Source organism: Phenylobacterium sp. (genome assembly GCF_031425575.1).
In the GTDB taxonomy this organism is placed as follows: Bacteria; Pseudomonadota; Alphaproteobacteria; order Caulobacterales; family Caulobacteraceae; genus Phenylobacterium.
Window position 1 is genome coordinate 1 of sequence record NZ_JANPJP010000045.1, and the last position, 17,493, is coordinate 17,493.

The 17,493-nt window shown below is 67.4% G+C and carries 22 protein-coding genes; 17 read left to right on the plus strand and 5 right to left on the minus strand.

Features of this window, described 5'->3' with window-relative positions:
- The 5 genes from dapA to RMO97_RS02440 form a co-directional block, all read left to right on the plus strand.
- Nucleotides 1–778: 4-hydroxy-tetrahydrodipicolinate synthase (gene dapA / locus RMO97_RS02420; protein ID WP_310538958.1), on the plus strand; the 778-nt coding region annotated here is incomplete at its 5' end.
- Complete coding sequence (gene smpB / locus RMO97_RS02425; protein ID WP_310538959.1) at nt 778–1,233, plus strand: SsrA-binding protein SmpB; 456 nt, start codon at nt 778–780, stop codon at nt 1,231–1,233. The genes dapA and smpB, both read left to right, overlap by 1 nt.
- A complete protein-coding gene (locus RMO97_RS02430) occupies nt 1,233–1,982 on the plus strand; it encodes a GNAT family N-acetyltransferase (protein ID WP_310538960.1) in 750 nt (249 codons plus the stop codon). Before smpB ends, RMO97_RS02430 begins: the two co-directional genes overlap by 1 nt.
- A 163-nt stretch (nt 1,983–2,145) precedes the next feature.
- Complete coding sequence (locus RMO97_RS02435) at nt 2,146–2,502, plus strand: hypothetical protein (protein ID WP_310538961.1); 357 nt, start codon at nt 2,146–2,148, stop codon at nt 2,500–2,502.
- 452 nt (nt 2,503–2,954) lie between these two features.
- Complete coding sequence (locus RMO97_RS02440) at nt 2,955–3,269, plus strand: hypothetical protein (RefSeq protein ID WP_310538962.1); 315 nt, start codon at nt 2,955–2,957, stop codon at nt 3,267–3,269.
- 103 nt (nt 3,270–3,372) lie between these two features.
- Here RMO97_RS02440 and RMO97_RS02445 read toward each other — a convergent pair whose 3' ends face one another.
- Both RMO97_RS02445 and RMO97_RS02450 read right to left on the minus strand, forming a co-directional pair.
- Nucleotides 3,373–4,020, minus strand: coding sequence for a uracil-DNA glycosylase (locus tag RMO97_RS02445; protein WP_310538963.1), 648 nt, complete (start codon nt 4,018–4,020; stop codon nt 3,373–3,375).
- Nucleotides 4,020–4,613: an NYN domain-containing protein gene (locus tag RMO97_RS02450; protein ID WP_215340093.1), complete on the minus strand. Its 594-nt coding sequence runs from the start codon at nt 4,611–4,613 to the stop codon at nt 4,020–4,022. Before RMO97_RS02450 ends, RMO97_RS02445 begins: the two co-directional genes overlap by 1 nt.
- 35 nt (nt 4,614–4,648) lie before the next feature.
- On the opposite strand from RMO97_RS02450, the gene folK reads away from it, so the two are divergent.
- From folK to RMO97_RS02465, 3 genes are all read left to right on the plus strand, one after another.
- A complete protein-coding gene (folK, locus tag RMO97_RS02455; RefSeq protein WP_310538964.1) occupies nt 4,649–5,176 on the plus strand; it encodes a 2-amino-4-hydroxy-6-hydroxymethyldihydropteridine diphosphokinase in 528 nt (175 codons plus the stop codon).
- A gap of 73 nt (nt 5,177–5,249) precedes the next feature.
- Complete coding sequence (gene rpoZ / locus RMO97_RS02460) at nt 5,250–5,609, plus strand: DNA-directed RNA polymerase subunit omega (protein WP_215340105.1); 360 nt, start codon at nt 5,250–5,252, stop codon at nt 5,607–5,609.
- Nucleotides 5,610–5,704: 95 nt separating this feature from the next.
- Entirely contained in the window at nt 5,705–7,873 is a 2,169-nt protein-coding gene (locus tag RMO97_RS02465; RefSeq protein WP_310538965.1) for a bifunctional (p)ppGpp synthetase/guanosine-3',5'-bis(diphosphate) 3'-pyrophosphohydrolase, read from the plus strand.
- Nucleotides 7,874–7,983: 110 nt separating this feature from the next.
- On the opposite strand, the gene RMO97_RS02470 is transcribed toward RMO97_RS02465, so the two are convergent.
- Both RMO97_RS02470 and RMO97_RS02475 read right to left on the minus strand, forming a co-directional pair.
- Complete coding sequence (locus RMO97_RS02470) at nt 7,984–8,685, minus strand: glutathione S-transferase family protein (protein ID WP_310538966.1); 702 nt, start codon at nt 8,683–8,685, stop codon at nt 7,984–7,986.
- Complete coding sequence (locus RMO97_RS02475) at nt 8,682–9,554, minus strand: TauD/TfdA family dioxygenase (RefSeq protein ID WP_310538967.1); 873 nt, start codon at nt 9,552–9,554, stop codon at nt 8,682–8,684. Before RMO97_RS02475 ends, RMO97_RS02470 begins: the two co-directional genes overlap by 4 nt.
- A 181-nt stretch (nt 9,555–9,735) precedes the next feature.
- On the opposite strand from RMO97_RS02475, the gene RMO97_RS02480 reads away from it, so the two are divergent.
- Entirely contained in the window at nt 9,736–10,632 is an 897-nt protein-coding gene (locus RMO97_RS02480) for an EamA family transporter (protein ID WP_310538968.1), read from the plus strand.
- Here RMO97_RS02480 and RMO97_RS02485 read toward each other — a convergent pair.
- Nucleotides 10,620–11,144: a GNAT family N-acetyltransferase gene (locus tag RMO97_RS02485; protein ID WP_310538969.1), complete on the minus strand. Its 525-nt coding sequence runs from the start codon at nt 11,142–11,144 to the stop codon at nt 10,620–10,622. The two genes, RMO97_RS02480 and RMO97_RS02485, sit on opposite strands and share 13 nt — an antisense overlap.
- 77 nt (nt 11,145–11,221) lie before the next feature.
- On the opposite strand from RMO97_RS02485, the gene pyrE reads away from it, so the two are divergent.
- From pyrE to era, 8 genes are all read left to right on the plus strand, one after another.
- Nucleotides 11,222–11,806, plus strand: coding sequence for an orotate phosphoribosyltransferase (gene pyrE / locus RMO97_RS02490; protein ID WP_310538970.1), 585 nt, complete (start codon nt 11,222–11,224; stop codon nt 11,804–11,806).
- Nucleotides 11,803–12,561 (plus strand): pyridoxine 5'-phosphate synthase, encoded by a 759-nt coding sequence (locus tag RMO97_RS02495; RefSeq protein WP_310538971.1) that lies wholly within the window; start codon nt 11,803–11,805, stop codon nt 12,559–12,561. Before pyrE ends, RMO97_RS02495 begins: the two co-directional genes overlap by 4 nt.
- Complete coding sequence (acpS, locus tag RMO97_RS02500; RefSeq protein WP_310538972.1) at nt 12,558–12,956, plus strand: holo-ACP synthase; 399 nt, start codon at nt 12,558–12,560, stop codon at nt 12,954–12,956. Before RMO97_RS02495 ends, acpS begins: the two co-directional genes overlap by 4 nt.
- A 73-nt stretch (nt 12,957–13,029) precedes the next feature.
- On the plus strand, nt 13,030–14,127 hold the full coding sequence (bla, locus tag RMO97_RS02505) for a class A beta-lactamase (protein WP_310538973.1): 1,098 nt from the start codon (nt 13,030–13,032) through the stop codon (nt 14,125–14,127).
- Nucleotides 14,124–15,047, plus strand: a complete 924-nt coding sequence (locus tag RMO97_RS02510) for a hypothetical protein (RefSeq protein WP_310538974.1) — start codon at nt 14,124–14,126, stop codon at nt 15,045–15,047. Before bla ends, RMO97_RS02510 begins: the two co-directional genes overlap by 4 nt.
- Before the next feature lie 129 nt (nt 15,048–15,176).
- Nucleotides 15,177–15,956 carry a signal peptidase I gene (lepB, locus tag RMO97_RS02515; RefSeq protein WP_310538975.1) on the plus strand — a complete coding sequence of 260 codons (780 nt, stop codon included), beginning with the start codon at nt 15,177–15,179 and terminating at the stop codon, nt 15,954–15,956.
- On the plus strand, nt 15,953–16,651 hold the full coding sequence (gene rnc, locus RMO97_RS02520) for a ribonuclease III (protein WP_310538976.1): 699 nt from the start codon (nt 15,953–15,955) through the stop codon (nt 16,649–16,651). Before lepB ends, rnc begins: the two co-directional genes overlap by 4 nt.
- Nucleotides 16,648–17,493, plus strand: an 846-nt coding sequence (era, locus tag RMO97_RS02525; RefSeq protein ID WP_310538977.1) for a GTPase Era, incomplete at its 3' end; no start/stop codon positions are given. The genes rnc and era, both read left to right, overlap by 4 nt.

Here is a 17,493-nt window from a genome sequence, read left to right on the forward strand (position 1 = left end):
AGGCGGTGTCCACGGCCTGGTGCCCGTTGGCACCACAGGCGAAACCGCCACCCTGAGCCACGACGAACACCGTCGGGTTGTAGAACTGTGCGTCGCCACCGCCGCCGGGCGTGTGCCGATTATCGCCGGCGCGGGCTCCAATTCGACGGCCGAGGCCATCGAGCTGGTTCACCACGCCAAGACGGTCGGGGCCCATGCCGCCCTGGTGGTGACTCCCTACTACAATCGTCCGAGCCAGGAGGGCCTCTACGCCCACTATGCGGCGATTAACGAGGCCGTGCAGCTTCCGGTCCTGGTCTACAACGTGCCCGGCCGCACCAGCATAGACATCGCCGACGCCACCCTGGGCCGGCTCTCCAAGCTGCCCAACATCGTCGGCGTCAAGGACGCCACCGGCGACATGACCCGGGCCACCATGCAGCGCCTGCTGTGCGGTCCCGACTGGGTGATGCTGTCGGGCGATGATCCCACGGCCCTGGGCTACATGGCCCACGGCGGACACGGCTGCATTTCGGTGACCTCCAACGTCGCGCCCGACCTTTGCGCGGCCTTCTACAACGCCGCGATGGCTGAGGACTGGAAGACCGCCCTCTACTGGCAGGACCGCCTGCTGCTGCTGCACAAGTCGCTGTTCTCCGACGCCTCGCCCGCCCCCACCAAGTTCGCCATGGCGCATCTCGGCCTCTGCCAGGAAGACGTCCGCCTGCCGATCACCGCCTGCTCGGACACCGCCCGCCAAGAGGTTCTCGCCGCGCTGCGGGAAACCGGACTGATCTGATGGCCGGCAAGCTGATCGCCGAGAACCGGCGCGCGCGGTACGACTACTTCCTCGAGGAGACCTTCGAGGCCGGCATCATGCTGACCGGCACCGAGGTGAAGTCCCTGCGCGTGGGCCGCGCCAATATCGCGGAGTCCTACGCCTCGGTCGAAGGCCGGGACATCGTGCTGATCAACGCCGACATTCCGCCCTACGGCCAGGCCAACCGTTTCAACCACGAGCCCCGCCGCCACCGGAAGCTGCTGCTGCACAAGAAGCAGATCGAGAAACTGATCGGCGCCGTGCAGCGCGAGGGCCGCACCCTCATTCCGATGAAGCTCTATTGGAACGAGAAGGGCCTCGCCAAGCTCGAGATCGCCCTCGCCAAGGGCAAGCAGAACCACGACAAGCGCCAGGCCACCGCCGACCGCGACTGGCAGCGTGACAAGGCGCGCCTGATGCGCGACCGGGGCTGATGGTCGGGGCCGACCAGGTCGAAGCCATCGAACGCGCGACCCTGGCCGCCGTCGCGCCTGAGCAAGTTCTGGAGATCGAGGGCTGGCTGGTGGGCCTCGATCCCGGCTCCATCCGCCGCGCGGCCAGCGCCGTACCCTTGCGCCACGACCTGCCGGCCGACCGCACCGTCTTTGACCGCATTGAGGCGGCCTATGCCGGGCGCGGCCTCACGCCCGCCTTCCGGGTCGCCGATGGCCCGGGCCTGGAAGCGGTTCGCGCCGAGCTGATCCGGCGCGGCTACGCGTGCGAGCAGCCGACCCTGGTGAAGATCTCGGCGACCGCCGCCGTCACCGCCGTCACCGACCTTCCGCCCGCCGAGATCACCGAGCGTCCCGACGACGCCTGGGCGGCCGTCTTCCTGGGGGAGGGATTTGATCCCGTCGACGGCGCCTATCGGGTCAAGGCGCTGAGCCGTGCGCCCGGCGGGCGGTTCGGCATGGTGCGGGACGGGGAGAGGACCGTCGCCGTCGGCTGCGGATCCTATGGCCACGGCTGGGCCAGCTTCCATGGCATGCGAACCGATCTGAGCCACCGGGGCGAGGGCCTGGCCGGACGCGTCCTGGCGGGGCTGGCGGGCGAGGCCCTGGCCCGCGGCATCGACCGCGCCTTCCTGCAGGTGGAGGAGAAGAACGCGCCGGCCCGCGCGCTTTATCGCCGCGCCGGCTTCGAGCAGGCCTGGCGCTACTTCTATTGGTCCAAGCCGGCCTAGTGGAGACGTTCAGACGCTTGTGTCCCAGCAAACGGCTGACGCGCGTGTCGCTAGAGGTTCCGCATCCAGGCCCGAAGCCAGCGGTGAGAATCGACCCGCGGCGGACATCGCGGCTATGTATTGTGCGGTTCCCATGCCTCGCGCATCATCGCGGAGATTGACAATGGCCAAGCTCAGCGACAGCGAAGGCACAATGAACCTCAAACGCCTTCCGATCTTTGTGCGATGGGCCGTCTTCGCTGTCACGGTCTATGTGATCACCACAGTCGTCCAGGCGGTCATCTTAGCCTATCCTGATCATCAGGCTGACGTTCGGTTCAATCTCGAATTTCTGTTCTGGATTTGGGCGATCCCTACCCCATTCCACTATCTCGCGATTGGAATTGGCCGAGCGGTCAACCTGCACCAAATGAGCCGCCCCTTGTCTGGGCCGGGCACAGACGAGCTGGCATGGAAAGCGTTCACCCGGCCGGATCGTAGGCGGTCACCGACGTCCCCGCAGGACCCGGACGTCTCCTAATAACCATAGTGGACGGGACGCCCCTCAACTAAGCTTATGTCTATGCAGATTAGGAAGTCGGGCCTTCGAGAAGGCTTAGTTGACCTAGCATTGGCCATCCTTGCTCTTCCTATCGTGCTTGCGATCAAGCACGCCCCGGACGCGTGGTTCCAGACCGCTACGCGCTTTCTAGGTCCAGACAAATTTCTGTGGGTTGCCGGAGCTGCCATAGTGGCAGTCGTGGTGCCGCTCTATCTTCTTGTCCGACGCCTGATCTTCCGGCTGTTTGGGGCAAACATCGAAGACCGGCAATAGGTCTGGCTTTCACCCTTCGTTGCCTTCAGGAGGGTTCGGTTTCGGGCGGTCTCGGGGAACGTCCGCTTGCAGTGACTGCGCTCGGGGCCGCTCGCGACCCTTTGCTGACGGTCGGAAGGTCGGCTTGTGTGCTGCTCAACGTGAGCTAGGCTCGACCGATGATCGCCGATCCAATCGACAAAGTTGAAATCCGAGACGACGGCAGACTTTTTGTGAAGCCCGCCACGCAGAGCTTCTCAGTCATCTACCGAGCCGCGATGGAAGTCGGGTGGAACCCTGCGAGCCGGTCCCTGTTCGGCCCCAAGCCTCGGGAATGGACGTACCCGATGTGGTTCGGCCAAATCCTGGCCGCTGCGGAAACTGAGTATGGCGTTCGGCTGTCGCTTACTTCGCAAACAAGCTGGGTGAACTTCCCGGACAAGCTACAGGCCGAGATCGCCGACCCTGAGCGCTGGGGAGGCCCGAAGACCTGACGTCCGCATTCCACCCTCAGCACGCATACCAAGGGTCCGCTTTCGGCGAGGTCCGCGGGCCCTTCCTGGGGCCATGGGAGCACCATGCGTCAGAATCCATCCACTAGGCTTCGATCAGTTCCCGTGCACGCCGGAACACCGCCTCGAACATCTCCGCCGTCAGCCGCCCCGTGTTCGTATTGAGACGTGAGCAGTGATAGCTGTTGAGGATGACATATGGCCCGGCTCGGAACTCGGTTCCGTGGCCTGGCGGGCCGGCGGACGCCTTGAGTCCAATCGCCTTCAGCACATTGCGCCGCGAGACGTCGCCCAGGGTGATGATCACCTTCAGGCGGGGCAGGGCGGCCAGCCGCGCGGTCAGGAACGGGCGGCAGGTGGCCTCTTCGCTGGTCTCGGGCTTGTTGAGCGGCGGGGCGCAGCGCACCGCATTGGTGATCATGCAGTCGGCCAGTTCCAGCCCGTCGTCCGGCCGCGCCTGATAGACGCCGCGCGCGAAGCCCGTCTTCAGGAGCGTTTCGTAGAGCATCACCCCCGCGCCATCGCCGGTGAAGGGCCTGCCCGTGCGGTTGGCGCCCGTGCGGCCGGGCGCCAGGCCCGCCACCAGCAGGCGCGCGTTCTGGTCGCCGAAGGAGGGGGCCGGGCCGTTCCACCAGTCGGGATGCTCGGCGCGGTTGGCCGCCCGATAGGCCACCAGGCGCGGGCAGAGCGGGCAGTCCCGTGGCGGCTCGGCCACGGCGGTCGCATTGGGCATCAGGCCTCGGCGTCCGCCTCGCGGTCGGCCCCGGTGCGGCTTTCCTGGATGAAGCGCGGCAGGCGCGAGGGCCGGCCGATGATGTCGGCCAGGTCGGACAGGTCGATGAAGTGGTCGGCCTGGCGGCGCAGGTCGTCGCTGGCCATCGGCGGCTGGGATTTCACGGTGGAGACCACGGTGACCCGCGCGCCCTTGCGCTGAACCGCCTCCACCAGGCAACGGAAGTCGCCGTCGCCGGAGAACAGCACCAGGTGGTCGGCGTGGGCGGCCATTTCCAGCATGTCGACGGCGATCTCGACATCCATATCGCCGCGCCAGCGCTTGCGCCCCTGGGCGTCGGTGTATTCCCGGGCCGGCTTCGTCACCAGGCGGAAGCCGTTATAGTCCAGCCAGTCCACCAGCGGGCGGATCGGCGAGTACTCCTGATCCTCCACCAGGGCGGTGTAGTAGTAGGCGCGCACCAGAACGCCGCGCGTGCGGAACTCTTCCAGCAGCTTGCGATAGTCGATATCGAAGCCGAGCCCCTTGGCGGCCGAATAGAGGTTCGCGCCGTCAATGAAGAGCGCCAGCCTGTCCGTGGGGTAAAATGTCATTGGGATCGGAAATCCAAAAAGGGGGCGGGGGGCGCATGGACCTGGACGGGGCTGTCATCGTCGCGCTGGGCGGTAATATGGCCGGCGACTATGGTTCGTCCGAAGCTCTTCTTGAGGCGGCGCTCGCTCGTTTCGCCCAGGCGGGATTGCCTGTGGTCGCCCGGTCGTCCTGGTGGAGCTCTGCCGCCTGGCCGGACCCGACCGCCAACGAGTATCGCAACGGCGTCGCGCTTGTCGAGACGAAGCTGACGCCGCTGCAGGCTCTGCATACCCTTTTCTCAATCGAGGCCGAGTTTGGTCGCGTGCGGAGCGAGAAGAACGACCCCCGCACCCTGGATCTTGACCTGATCGCCTACGGCCGGTCCGCTTTGGCGGCAGACGATCTGCTGCTGCCCCATCCCCGCGCCCATGAGCGGCTTTTCGTCATGGGGCCGCTGGCCGAGATCGCGCCAAGTTGGCGCCATCCGACCCTTGGAAAGACCGCGCGCGACCTGGTGGCGGACGCCACGGTGGGCCTGGATGCGCGTCCCGCCTCGAAAAAGGCGCAAGACGGGCCGATCTGACGCGCCATGCGGCGTTGCACAACGCCGTCAAACCCTCTATTTTGATCGGTTCTACTCGCGACTTGAGGATTCCATGGCCCGCGTCACCGTCGAAGATTGCATCGAACGAGTTCCGAACCGCTTCAGCCTCGTGCTGCTGGCGGCCCACCGGGCCCGCGCTATTTCGGCCGGCTCGGCTATCCTGGTCGATCGCGACAACGACAAGAACCCCGTCGTCTCCCTGCGTGAAATCGCCGATGACGTGGTGGACGCCGAGGAACTGCGCGAGACCCTGATCGGGACCCTGCAGCGCGTCGACGAGCGCTCGGAAGCCGAGGAAGAGGCCGAGACCCTCGCCCTGCTCGCCGATCCGACCCACATGCAGATGAGCGAACTGGAACTGGTTCGCGCCCTGCAGAGCGACCGCGATGGCGGTCAGGAGGAGCGGTACTGAGCCCGGAAGGCGCAGAACCCCTCACGCTTACGGCGGCGCCTGACCCCGCCGCCGACCAGAAGATTGCGCCGCCGAGTCCAGCTCGGCCCCCGCGGATGCTCCGCCAGTATGAGCTGATCGAGAAGGTCCGCTCCTACGACCCCACCGCCGACGAGGCGATCCTGAACCGCGCCTATGTCTACGCCATGCGCATGCATGGGTCGCAGAAGCGCGCCTCCGGCGACCCCTATTTCGCCCACCCCATCGAGGTGGCCGGCATCCTCACCGACTACCGGCTGGACACCGCGACCATCGTCACGGCCCTGCTGCATGACGTGATCGAGGACACCCCGGTCAGCGCCCAGGACATCACCGACCTGTTCGGGGCCGAGATCAGCGAGCTGGTCGAGGGCGTCACCAAGCTCACCAAGCTGGAGCTCAACAGCGAGCACACCAAGCAGGCCGAGAACCTGCGCAAGTTCATCCTGGCCATTTCCAAGGACGTTCGCGTCCTGATGGTCAAGCTGGCGGACCGCCTGCACAACATGCGGACGCTGCACTACATCAAGAGCCCGGCCAAGCGTGAGCGGATCGCCCGCGAGACCTTGGACATCTACGCCCCTCTGGCGCGCTCCATCGGCTGTCACCGCATCTGCTCGGAGCTGGAGGAGCTGGCCTTCGAGCACCTCAATCCTGTGGCCCGCGACGCCATCGGCCGCAGGCTCGAGGCTCTGCGGATCGAGCAGGGCGGGGCCGTCGCCGTGGTCTCGGCCGAAATCGCCGCCAAGCTGGAGGCCGGCGGTCTCTCGGCCCGGGTCTTCGGCCGCGAGAAAAACCCCTATTCGATCTGGAGAAAGCTGCAGCGCAAGTCGATCGGCTTCTCGCAGCTCTCCGACATCTACGCCTTCCGGGTGATCGTGGACTCCGAGGAGGACTGCTACCGCGCCCTCGGTGTCATCCACCGCGCCTGGCCCAGCGTGCCCGAGCGGTTCAAGGACTTCATCTCCACGCCCAAGCGCAACAACTACCGCTCGATCCATTCGACGGTGGTGGGACCGCGGGGCATGCGCATCGAGATGCAGATCCGCACCGAGGCCATGGACCGGGTGGCGGAGGACGGCGTGGCCGCCCACTGGCGCTACAAGGACAAGTCCTACGGCTTCGACGCCGAGGCCCAGGCCGACGCCGGCGGCCGCGACCCGCTGCTCAACCTGCGGCACCTCGTCCAGGTGCTGGAGCACGGCGGCGACGTCGAGGAGCTGGTGGAGCACGCCAAGCTCGAGATGTATCTCGACCAGGCCTTCGTCTTCACGCCGAAGGGCAAGCTGGTCAGCCTTCCCCGCGGCGCGATGCCGCTCGACTTCGCCTATGCCGTCCACACCGACGTGGGCGACACCTGCATCGGCGTGAAGATCAACGGTGAACTCAAGCCCTTACGAACGACTCTTCAGAACGGAGATGTGGTCGAGGTGATCCGCGGCGCCAAGCCCGTGGTGCCGCCGGACTGGCGCTCGCTGACGGTCACCGGCCGTGCCCGCTCGGCCATCCGCCGCCACATCCGCCAGACGGAGAAGGAGGAATTCACCCGCCTGGGCCGCGCCACGGTAGACCAGACCTTCGAGCGCGCCGGCAAGGCCCGCAAGGACGTCTCCTTGAAGCCCGCCCTGGAACGCTTCGCCGTTACCAGCGAGGACGACCTGTTCGAGATCGTCGGCCGTGGCCGCATCTCGCCGACCCAGGTGCTGGACGTGATTTTCCCGGGGCTGAAGGCCTCGGACCGCGAGGCGGCCACCGCGGTGCGGCGGATCGAGGGGGGCAAGGCCGCCCGCCTCTATGTGCGTGGCGGCGGTCTGACCGCCGGCGTCTCACTGCATTTCGGCCAGTGCTGCACCCCGGTGCCCGGTGACCGCATCGTCGGCATCATTGAGCCGGATGGCGGCGGCCTGACCGTCCACACCATCGATTGCGCCAAGCTGGCGGAGTACGAGGACAAGGAAGACCTCTGGCGCGACCTGCAATGGACGCCGGAGGCCGAGCGCAACACCGTGACCCTGTCGCGCCTCACCGCCACCATCCGCAATGCGCCGGGCGTGCTGGGCCAGGCCTGCACGGTGATCGGCGAGGCGGGCGGCAACATCGTCAACCTGCGCATGCACCGCCGCCACGCCGACTTCTTCGACGTCGACTTCGATGTCGAGGTCAAGGACGCCCGCCACCTCACCCATATCGGCGCGGCCCTGCGCGCCAACCCCGCCGTCGAGACGGTGGAACGCGCCAAAGGCTAGACCCTTTCCGGATCAGGTTGAATCAACCTGATCGGATAAAAAGGGTCTATCTTCTTGAATCTAGAGCATGTCCGGGCGGCGAACCGGCGCCCACTTGCGCCTGACATGCTCTAGGTCGCGGCCCGCGCTGCGCTCGCCTGCGCCTTGGCCGAGGCCTGCTCGTGGGCGATGGCGTCCCGGGTCTCGGTGATCAGGCGTGACGCGATGGGATCGGCCTGGATCGCCCGCCAATAGGCCGCGAGCTTCGGCAGACCCTCAAGCGGGTCGGGCGTGCCGAACAGGCCGGGGATCCACTCGCAGGCCAGGACGAGCTGCGGCGTGATGGCGCCGTCGGCCTGGGTCAGGCTCTTGCCCACCGCATAGCCGTCGACGCCGATGTATTCTTCCAGGAAGCCCAACGCCTCGGCCACCTTGTCGGTCGCCGCGCGGATCGCGACAGGGTCCCAGTGCTTGCGCGAGCGGGCCGAGAAGTTGAACAGCGGGACCATGGCCATGACCACGTAGAAGTCGCAGATGCGCGACAGCAGCCGCATCTGGGCCCGGCCCCAGGCGTCGGCCGGCTGGGTGGCCGGCTCCGGATAGGTATCCTCCAGATACTCGCAGATCACCTCGGACTCCGGCAGGGCGCGGCCGTCCTCCAGCACCAGGGCCGGAACCCGGCCAATGGGGTTGATGTCGAGATAGTCGCCCTTGGACTCCGCCGAGGAATGGAAGCCCGGGGGCTCGATGATCGTCACCTCCAGGCCCTTGGCGTAGATCATCAACCGCACCCGCGTCGGGAAGGGCGAGGAATAGGTCTGGAACAGCTTCACGAGGCGCGCGCCAGGCGCGGGGCGCCCACGTACCGGGCCGGATCCGCGTCCACCGTCACCCGCCGCATGTGGCGGCGCTGGCCCGGATAGTCGTTCAGCGCATAGTGCCAGACCGAGCGGTTGTCCCAAAAGGCTACCGAGCCGGGCCGCCAGACGAAGCGGGTGGTGAACCGCTCGCCGCGGCAATGCTCGAACAGGAAGTCCAGCAGCGGCTTGGACTCGCGCGTGCTCCAGCCGTCGATCTTCATCGTGAAGGCGGGGTTCACATAGAGCGCCTTGCGCCCGCTCTCCGGGTGGGTCAGCACCACCGGATGGATGAACTCCCCGGTCGCCCCCTCGGCCTCGGCGACGTTCATGGACGAGCGCTTTTGGGCCGAGTGGCCGCTGGACGAATACTCCCGGCCGGCGGAGTGGACGGCGTTCAGGGTCTCCAGAGTCGCCCGCAGCCCCGGGGTCAGGGCCTCATAGGCCGCCGCCTGGCTCGAAAACAGCGTGTCGCCGCCATAGTCGGGCAGCTCCACCGCGTAGAGGATCGAGGCGATGGAAGGGTGCTCCAGGAAGCTCATGTCTGAGTGCCAGCCGCCGCCGAAGTTCACCCTGTCCTGCGGCTCCTTGATCACCTCCATCACCTCGGGGTGACCCGCCATGCCGGCCACATAGGGGTGGATGTTCAGCGGCCCGAACCGGTGGCCGAACGCCAGCTGCTGCTCGGGGGACAGAGCCTGGTCGCGGAAGAAGATCACCTGGTGCTCGACAAAGGCCGCGCGGATCTCGGCGATGGTCGCGTCGTCCAGGTCGCTGGAGAGATCGACCCCGGAAATCTCCGCCCCGAGGGCCCCGGCCGTACGGCGGATGCGCAGATTCGGCATGATTTTGTCCTCCCGGCCACCTAAACGGTGATCACGAGGGGGATTTCGTCATGTCCGGCGGCGGCGTTCAATCCCCGGCGCGCGCAGTTTTTCTGCCGCCAGGCTCAGGCGCGCCCGACTAGCTTTCCGGCGCGCGCGCGCCTAAGCCCGGCCGCAAGGCCTCGCCGCCAAGGATCCCGCCATGACCTCCAACGCCCTGACCTGGCGCGCCGCCTTGCTGGCTCTGGCGGTGGTGGCGGTGTGGGGCACCAATTTCGTGGTCATCAAGGTGGCGCTGGCCGACCTACCGCCGCTGCTGTTCGCCACCCTGCGCTTCACCTTCGCCCTGCTTCCGGCGGTCTTCTTCCTCAGGAAGCCAGATGTCCCGTGGCGCAACCTGGCCGCCTATGGCGTGCTGATCGGGCTTGGCCAGTTCGGCATGCTCTACATCGCCATGCAGCGCGACATCTCGCCGGGCCTGGCCTCCCTGGTGGTCCAGGTCCAGGTGTTCTTCACCATCGGCCTATCCATGTGGCTGACCCGGGAGCGGGTGAAGCGGTTCCAGGTCGCGGCCCTGGTCCTTGCAACCGCCGGCCTGGCGATCATCCTCCTGCACACCGACGGGTCCACCACCCCGCTCGGCCTTGGCCTCGTGCTTATCGCCGCGGCCAGCTGGGCCGGCGGCAACATGGTCCAGCGGGCGACGCCGGGGGTGAACTCCCTGGCCTATGTCGTCTGGGCGAGCCTGTTCTCGATCCCGCCTCTGCTGATCCTGTCCCTGGTGTTCGAGGGGCCCGAGCGGATGCTGATGGGGGTCCAGAACGCCGACCTGGCCACCTGGGGCGCGGTGCTCTGGCAGTCGGTGGGCAACACCCTGTTCGGCTACGCCGCCTGGGGCTGGCTGCTGGCGAGGTATCCGGCCGCCACCATCTCGCCGCTGGCCTTCTTCGTGCCGGTGTTTGGCATGGCGGCCTCAGCGGCCCTGTTGGGCGAGCCGATGCAGGACTGGAAGCTGACGGCGGCGGGCCTGGTGCTGGGCGGCCTGGCGCTCAACATGTTCTGGCCCATGCTGCGCCGCCGCGCGCCTCAGGCCTCGTAGACGTACATGTGATAGGGCACCTCGGCGTCCTGGGGCTTGGAGTATTTCGTGGTCGCGGCCTGGAAGTGGAATCCCAGCCGTTTGAGGATCGCTCCGGAGGCCGGGTTCTCCGCATTGTGCCCGGCGACAATTCGCTTCAAGCCCACCGTCCGGATCGCGAAGTCCATCAGGGCGGCGGCGGCCTCGCGGGCGAACCCCTGGCCCCAATAGGGCTCATCGAACCAGTAGCCGATCTCGCCATAGGTCCCGTCGATGTCGTCGATATCGGCCGTGCCGATCATCACCCCGTCCAGCAGCACTGCGAACCGGTAGGCGGTCCCCTCCGCCCACTCCTCGCCGTGCAGATCGGCCCAGTCGGACATGGCCGCTTCTGTGGCCGGCCACGGCGCCAGGCGCAGCATCCGCGTGACGTTCCAATTGGACTGGATCTGCGCCATGCGCGCCGCGTCGCCGGGTTCGGTGGGACGCAACACCAGCCGGGGCGTCGTCAAACGGATGTCGCGGCTCAGCATGGATATCGACTCTTCCTCCACCATCCCGGATGACAGCCTGACGTGGCTTCGCTATGCCGCGTCAAGGAGACGCCATCATGAACACCGAACAGGTCCTGGACGAATTCCGCGCGTCGGGCGCCCTGCGCGAGGGACACTTCGTGCTCTCCAGCGGCCTGCATTCCGGGACTTTCCTGCAGAAGAACCTGGTCTTCCAGTACCCCGACCGCACCGAGCGGCTGTGCAAGGCGCTGGCGGCCAGGATCCTCCAGGAGGTCGGCCCGGTCGATCTGTGCATTTCCCCGGCGGTGGGTGGCATCATTCCGGGCTACGAGACCGCTCGCGCCCTGGGGGTCCCCTCCATGTATGTCGAGCGGGAAGGGCGCGCCTTCAAGCTGCGTCGGGCCTTCTCAATTCCGCCGGGCGCCCGCATCGCCATGGTGGAGGACATCGTCTCCACCGGCCTGTCGTCGCGTGAATGCGTCGAGGCCATCAAGGCGGCCGGGGGCAACGTCGTTGTGGCCGCCGCCATCGTCGACCGCTCGGGCGGCAAGGCCGATCCCGGCGCGCCGTTCGTGGCCCTGGCCCGCCTCGACGTGCCGGCCTATCCCGCCGACCAACTGCCGCCCGAACTGGCGGCCATCCCGGTGGAAGACCCGGGCAGCCGGAGACTGCACGGATGACCCGCCTGCGCCTGGGAGTGAACATCGACCACGTGGCGACGATCCGGAACGCCCGGGGCGCCACCTATCCCGATCCCGTACGGGCCGCCGAGATGGCCATGGCCGCCGGCGCCGACGGCATCACCGCTCATCTGCGGGAGGACCGCCGGCACATCTCCGACGCCGACATGGAGGCGCTGGCTGCGATCACCCGGCGGCGCGGCATCCCGTTGAACTTCGAGATGGCGGTGACCGCCGAGATGGAGGCCATCTGCCTGGCCCACGTCCCCCACGCCGCCTGCCTGGTGCCTGAGCGCCGGGAGGAGGTGACCACCGAGGGCGGCCTCGACGTGGTCAAGGGCCACAACGCCATCGCCCCCACCGTGCGCCGCTTCGTCGAGGCCGGCATCCGCGTCTCCTGTTTCGTCGACGCCGATCTCGAGCAGGTGGCCGCCGCCAAGTCGGTGGGCGCCCAGGTGGTGGAGCTCACCACCGGCCCCTATTGCGACGCCGTCCGCGACCGCTCGCCGGACGCCCCACGCCTGCTGGAGAAGCTGCGCGCCACGGCGGCCGAGGCGCACCGGATCGGGCTGGAGGTGCATGCCGGCCACGGGGTGGACTACGAGACCGCCAAGCCCATCGCCTCCATCCTCGAGCTGATGGAACTGAATATCGGTCACTTCCTGATCGGCGAGGCGATCTTCGTGGGCCTGACCCCGGCGATTCAGCGGATGCGCGCCCTGATGGACGAGGCCCGGGCCGAGCGCGCGGCATGATCCTGGGCATCGGCTCGGACCTGTCGGACATCCGCCGCATCCAGGGCAGCCTCGACCGGTTCGGCGAGCGGTTCACGAACCGCATCTTCACCGAAATCGAGCGCACCCGTTCGGAGCGCAAGCCCGACAAGGCGTCGAGCTACGCCAAGCGGTTCGCCGCCAAGGAGGCCTGCGCCAAGGCGCTCGGCACCGGCATGCGGGCCGGGGTCTTCTGGCGCGACATGGGCGTCGTCAACATGCGTTCGGGCCAGCCCACCATGGCGCTCACCAATGGCGCCCTGGCCCGCCTGGAGAAGATGATCCCCGCCGGCCACAAGCCGGTGATCCACCTCTCCCTCACCGACGACCATCCCTACGCCCAGGCCTTCGTGATCATCGAGGCCGTTCCTCTCTAGGGTGCGCCGCGATCTCCGCAATCGGTGGGTGAGAGCAGGTGAGGCGGCCGGCGATTGTGCTAGGCTGACAGGCATGACGGGCCCCTCCAGAGCATCGCGGCGTCGGGTCGCTCACGGCCAACGCTGGTGGTTTGGCCTAGTGGCCCTGCTGCTGGGCGCGGTCCTGACCCTGGCGCCGGCGCCTGCCGAGCGGCCGCCGGAAGGCCGCTCGATTCAGCAGGCCGTGGCGGCCCAGGAGGCCCCCGAACTCTCCGCGCGCATCAAGTCCCTGGGCCGCGGCTTCGACGGTCGGGTCGGCATCGCCGTCCGCGACATCGACGAAGGCTGGACCGTCACCTTCGACGGCGACAACAAGTATCCGCAGCAGAGCGTCTCCAAGCTGTGGGTGGCGCTCGCCGCCCTCGACGCGGTGGACAAGGGCCAGCTGGGGCTCGGCGACACCCTGGTGGTCCACAAGGACGACCTCAGCATCTTCCATCAGCCGCTACGCAAGCATGTCGGCGAGAACGGCTATCCGGTCAGCCTGCTGGAGCTGATCCGCGGCGCCATCGCCCAGAGCGACAACGCCGCCAATGACATCCTCGTGGGCCATGTCGGTGGCCAGGCGGCCGTGCAGCAGATCCTCGATCGCCACAGGCTGAAGGGCGTCTGGGCCAGTCCGCCGGAGAAGGTGATGCAGACCCAGATCGCCGGCCTGGACTGGAAGCCGGAATACTCCTTCGCGCGCACCTTCTGGGACGAGCGCGAAACCCTCTCCCCCGAGGCCCGCGCGGTGAACCTCGACGCCTACCTGGCCGATCCCTACGACGCCGCCACCCCGGTGGGCGTTGTAGGCGCCCTTGCGCGCCTCCAGCGCGGGGAGCTGTTGTCGCCCGCCTCCACCGACCTGCTGCTGAAGATCATGGAGGAGACGGAGACCGGGCCTGGCCGGCTGCCCGCGGGCCTCGCCCCCGGCTGGATCCTGGCCCACAAGACCGGTACCGGCCAGGTCTGGGGCGCCGTGGCCACCGGCTTCAACGACGTGGGGATCATGACCGCCCCGGACGGTCGCAGCTACGCCGTCGCCGTGATGATCGCCCAGACCCGCCGACCGGTTTCCGAACGCCAGGACCTGATGGCCGCCGTCGCCCGCGCCGTGGTGGCGCATCATGAAGGGAAGTCCGCCCGATGAAGGCGCTCTGGGCTGCTGCCCTGTTGGTGTTGGCCGGCTGCGCCACCGCCCCGCCGCCCAGCTTGGTGGCCGGCGTGCATGAAGACATCAAGTACGACATGCCGCCCGTGCGCCCGGCGGTTCGGCTGTTCGCCCCGGTGGACATCTCCCATGACGGCGTGCCCGACTGGCATGTCGACTATGAGCGGCAGGGCATGGCCTGGTGCGGCACCGGCGGCTGCACCCAGAAGCTCTTCGTCAGCCGCCCTGGCGGCGGCCACGTCCTGGCCTTCGAGGAACAGGTGCGCCAGTTCGCGCTGCGCCTGGCGCCAGACGGCGCGGTGCTCGACATCGAAATCCACGGAACCAACTGCGGCCTCTCCGGCGTCAACGCTTGCCACCGCAGCTTTCGGTGGGATGATGCCCAGGGCCGCTTCATCGAACAACCGAACCGTCAGGGCGACGGACGTCTGGCTGGGCCTCTTTTCCAGACGGTCCCGGTCGCCGGCGCCGACTATCCCCCCGCCGTTGGCGTCGCCCTGTCGGAGTTGACCGCCGCCTGCGAGCGTCTGGGCGGCAAGTACGAAGGCGCTCTGGTGTCGCGGTCGCCGGACCTGACCGGCGACGGCCGACCCGACTGGATCGTCGGCTCGGAATACAGCGGCTGCATCCGGCGCGGCCCGGACGGGGAGGCGGCGCCGGTCGGCGAGTCCGGCCTGCGGATCATCAGCGGCGACGCCGTGATCCTGTCCCTTGACGGCCCGGTCCACGCCGTCGATGTCGCCACCGCGCCCGCCACCTTTATCAGCGTCACGACGGCGGAGGACTGCGGCGGTTACGACCAGGAGGGCTGCATGGAGACCCCTTATCGGTGGGACGCGGCCGCGGGTCGGCTGGTCGCAGGCACGCCGGTCCGGGGCCGGTCCCTCTGGCCGGAGTAGGGCCCACGCGCTATGCGACCCATTCGCCTGGATAAAGAGTTCACGGGCGCGACTCTTGCCGCTGGGCTATGCAGCGGTTAGCTACAGGCCCTCAATGCGCCGGCTCGCCGGATGTTCGGAACCCCATCTATGACTGAAGACGTGCACAGCGCGGACAGCTCCGAAAAGTCCGGAGCCCTGAACGAGGTCGTGGAGATCGTGAAAACGGTCGTCTACGCCCTGCTGATCGCACTGTTCCTGCGGGTGCTGTTCTTCCAGCCCTTCACCATTCCCTCGGCCTCGATGGATCCGACCCTCCTGGAGGGCGACTACATCATCGTGTCGAAATACTCCTACGGCTATTCCAAGAACTCGATCCCCTTCAGCCCGCCGCTGTTCAAGGGGCGGATCATGGATCGCAAGCCCGATCGTGGAGACATCATCGTCTTCAAGCTGCCTCGCGACGGCCACATCGACTACATCAAGCGCCTCGTGGGTCTGCCCGGCGACCGGATCCAGGTGAAGGGCGGCGTGCTGTTCATCAACGACAAGGCGGTGCCGCGTAGAGCGCTGCCGCCGGTGATGGTGGACTCCGGTTACGGCTTCACCCGCAACGTCGAACGCTATGAAGAGACCCTGCCCAACGGCAAGAGCTACATCACCTACGATTTCGGCCCCGACGGCGACGTGGACAACACCGGCGTCTTCGTGGTGCCCGAGGGCTCCTACTTCTTCATGGGCGACAACCGCGACAACTCCCTCGACAGCCGCGTTCCGGCCGAGATCGGCGTGGGTTACGTTCCGGCCGAGAACCTGGTGGGCAAGGCCCGGATCATCATGCTGTCCTGGAACAAGGGCGCCTCGCTCTTCAAGCCCTGGACCTGGGTCCTGGACGCCCGGCCCAGCCGGTTCTTCCACACCCTGAAATGAACAAGCGCGAAGTCGCGGTCTCTGAGCTCGAGGCCCGCATAGGCCACGTTTTCCAGGACCGCGAACTTCTCGAGCGGGCCCTGACTCACGCCAGCGTCGGCAGTGGCTCCACCAAGACCGCCCACAACGAGCGCCTGGAATTTCTCGGCGACCGGGTGCTGAACCTGATGGCCGCCGAGCGGCTGATGGAGCTGCGCCCAGAGGCTCGCGAGGGCGAGATGTCTCGCCTGATGAACAAGATCATCACCTACCAGGCCTGCGCCCGCGTCGCCCGCCTGGTGGGTCTGCCCGGCGCCCTGCGGGTGGGACACGGCGAGACCAAGACCGGGACCCGCGATAACGACAAGGTCTTGGGAGACGCCTGCGAGGCGCTGATCGCGGCTCTGTACATCGAGGGCGGCCTGACCCTGGCGAAGACCTTCTTCCAGGCGTTCTGGGTCTCGGAACTCGAGACCATGGACGAGGCCGCCTTCAAGGATTCCAAGACCTTGCTGCAGGAATGGGCTATGGCGCGGGGACTACCTGTTCCGCGCTATGATGTGGTGGCCCAGTCGGGGCCCGCCCACGAGCCGGTGTTCACCATCGAAGTCTCGATCGAGGGCCAGTCGCCGGAACAGGCGCAGGGCCGATCGAAGCTGGAAGCCCAGAAAGCCGTCGCCAACATAATGCTGTCGAAACTCGAGACCCCCCAATGACCCGTGCAGGTTTTGTCGCCGTGATCGGCGCGCCCAACGCCGGCAAGTCCACCCTCACCAACCGCATGGTGGGCGCCAAGGTCTCGATCGTCACCCAGAAGGTGCAGACCACGCGCTTCCCGGTGCGCGGGGTGGCCATGGAGGGCGAGACCCAGATCATCCTGGTGGACACACCGGGCATCTTCACCCCGCGCCGCCGGCTGGACCGCGCTATGGTCCGGTCGGCCTGGGGCGGAACCGAGGACGCCGACGCCGTGGTCCACCTGGTGGACGCCGCCGCCGAGATCGCCGTCAATGACGGCAAGGGCAAGGCCGCCGACCGCCGCGGCATGGCCGATGTCGACACCATCGTCGAGGGGCTGCAGGCCGCCGGCAAGCAGGTGATCCTGGCGCTGAACAAGATCGACGGGGTCAAGCGCGAGAACCTGCTGGCCATCTCGCAAAGGCTCTTCGAAACAGGCGTCTATACCGAGGTCTTCATGATCTCGGCCGCCACCGGCGCCGGGGTCGAGGACCTAACGAAGCGCCTGGTCGAACTGATGCCCGAAGGGCCCTGGCTCTATCCCGCAGACCAGACCGCCGACCTGCCGGTCCGCCTTCTGGCCGCAGAGATCACGCGTGAGAAGATCTATCTGCGGGTCCACGAGGAGCTGCCCTATGCGGCGGCCGTGGAGACCACGTCCTTCGAGGAGCGCAAGGACAGCTCCCTGCGCATCGAACAGACCATCTATGTCGAGCGCGACAGCCAGCGTCCCATCGTGCTGGGCGCCAACGGCCAGACCCTGAAGTGGATCGGCCAGAAGTCCCGCGAGGAACTCACCACCCTGCTGGACAAGACCGTC

Bases quoted from the DNA above. Each gene is read 5' to 3' on its own strand.
- RMO97_RS02435 (WP_310538961.1), top strand. From the start codon at position 2,146: ATGGCCAAGCTCAGCGACAGCGAAGGCACAATGAACCTCAAACGCCTT.
- acpS (WP_310538972.1), top strand. From the start codon at position 12,558: ATGATCCTGGGCATCGGCTCGGACCTGTCGGACATCCGCCGCATCCAG.
- RMO97_RS02430 (WP_310538960.1), top strand. From the start codon at position 1,233: ATGGTCGGGGCCGACCAGGTCGAAGCCATCGAACGCGCGACCCTGGCC.
- RMO97_RS02445 (WP_310538963.1), bottom strand. From the start codon at position 4,020: ATGCCCAATGCGACCGCCGTGGCCGAGCCGCCACGGGACTGCCCGCTC.
- RMO97_RS02450 (WP_215340093.1), bottom strand. From the start codon at position 4,613: ATGACATTTTACCCCACGGACAGGCTGGCGCTCTTCATTGACGGCGCG.
- RMO97_RS02480 (WP_310538968.1), top strand. From the start codon at position 9,736: ATGACCTCCAACGCCCTGACCTGGCGCGCCGCCTTGCTGGCTCTGGCG.
- folK (WP_310538964.1), top strand. From the start codon at position 4,649: ATGGACCTGGACGGGGCTGTCATCGTCGCGCTGGGCGGTAATATGGCC.
- bla (WP_310538973.1), top strand. From the start codon at position 13,030: ATGACGGGCCCCTCCAGAGCATCGCGGCGTCGGGTCGCTCACGGCCAA.
- RMO97_RS02465 (WP_310538965.1), top strand. From the start codon at position 5,705: ATGCTCCGCCAGTATGAGCTGATCGAGAAGGTCCGCTCCTACGACCCC.
- lepB (WP_310538975.1), top strand. From the start codon at position 15,177: ATGACTGAAGACGTGCACAGCGCGGACAGCTCCGAAAAGTCCGGAGCC.
- rpoZ (WP_215340105.1), top strand. From the start codon at position 5,250: ATGGCCCGCGTCACCGTCGAAGATTGCATCGAACGAGTTCCGAACCGC.
- smpB (WP_310538959.1), top strand. From the start codon at position 778: ATGGCCGGCAAGCTGATCGCCGAGAACCGGCGCGCGCGGTACGACTAC.
- pyrE (WP_310538970.1), top strand. From the start codon at position 11,222: ATGAACACCGAACAGGTCCTGGACGAATTCCGCGCGTCGGGCGCCCTG.
- RMO97_RS02485 (WP_310538969.1), bottom strand. From the start codon at position 11,144: ATGCTGAGCCGCGACATCCGTTTGACGACGCCCCGGCTGGTGTTGCGT.
- RMO97_RS02510 (WP_310538974.1), top strand. From the start codon at position 14,124: ATGAAGGCGCTCTGGGCTGCTGCCCTGTTGGTGTTGGCCGGCTGCGCC.
- RMO97_RS02495 (WP_310538971.1), top strand. From the start codon at position 11,803: ATGACCCGCCTGCGCCTGGGAGTGAACATCGACCACGTGGCGACGATC.
- RMO97_RS02475 (WP_310538967.1), bottom strand. From the start codon at position 9,554: ATGCCGAATCTGCGCATCCGCCGTACGGCCGGGGCCCTCGGGGCGGAG.
- RMO97_RS02440 (WP_310538962.1), top strand. From the start codon at position 2,955: ATGATCGCCGATCCAATCGACAAAGTTGAAATCCGAGACGACGGCAGA.
- rnc (WP_310538976.1), top strand. From the start codon at position 15,953: ATGAACAAGCGCGAAGTCGCGGTCTCTGAGCTCGAGGCCCGCATAGGC.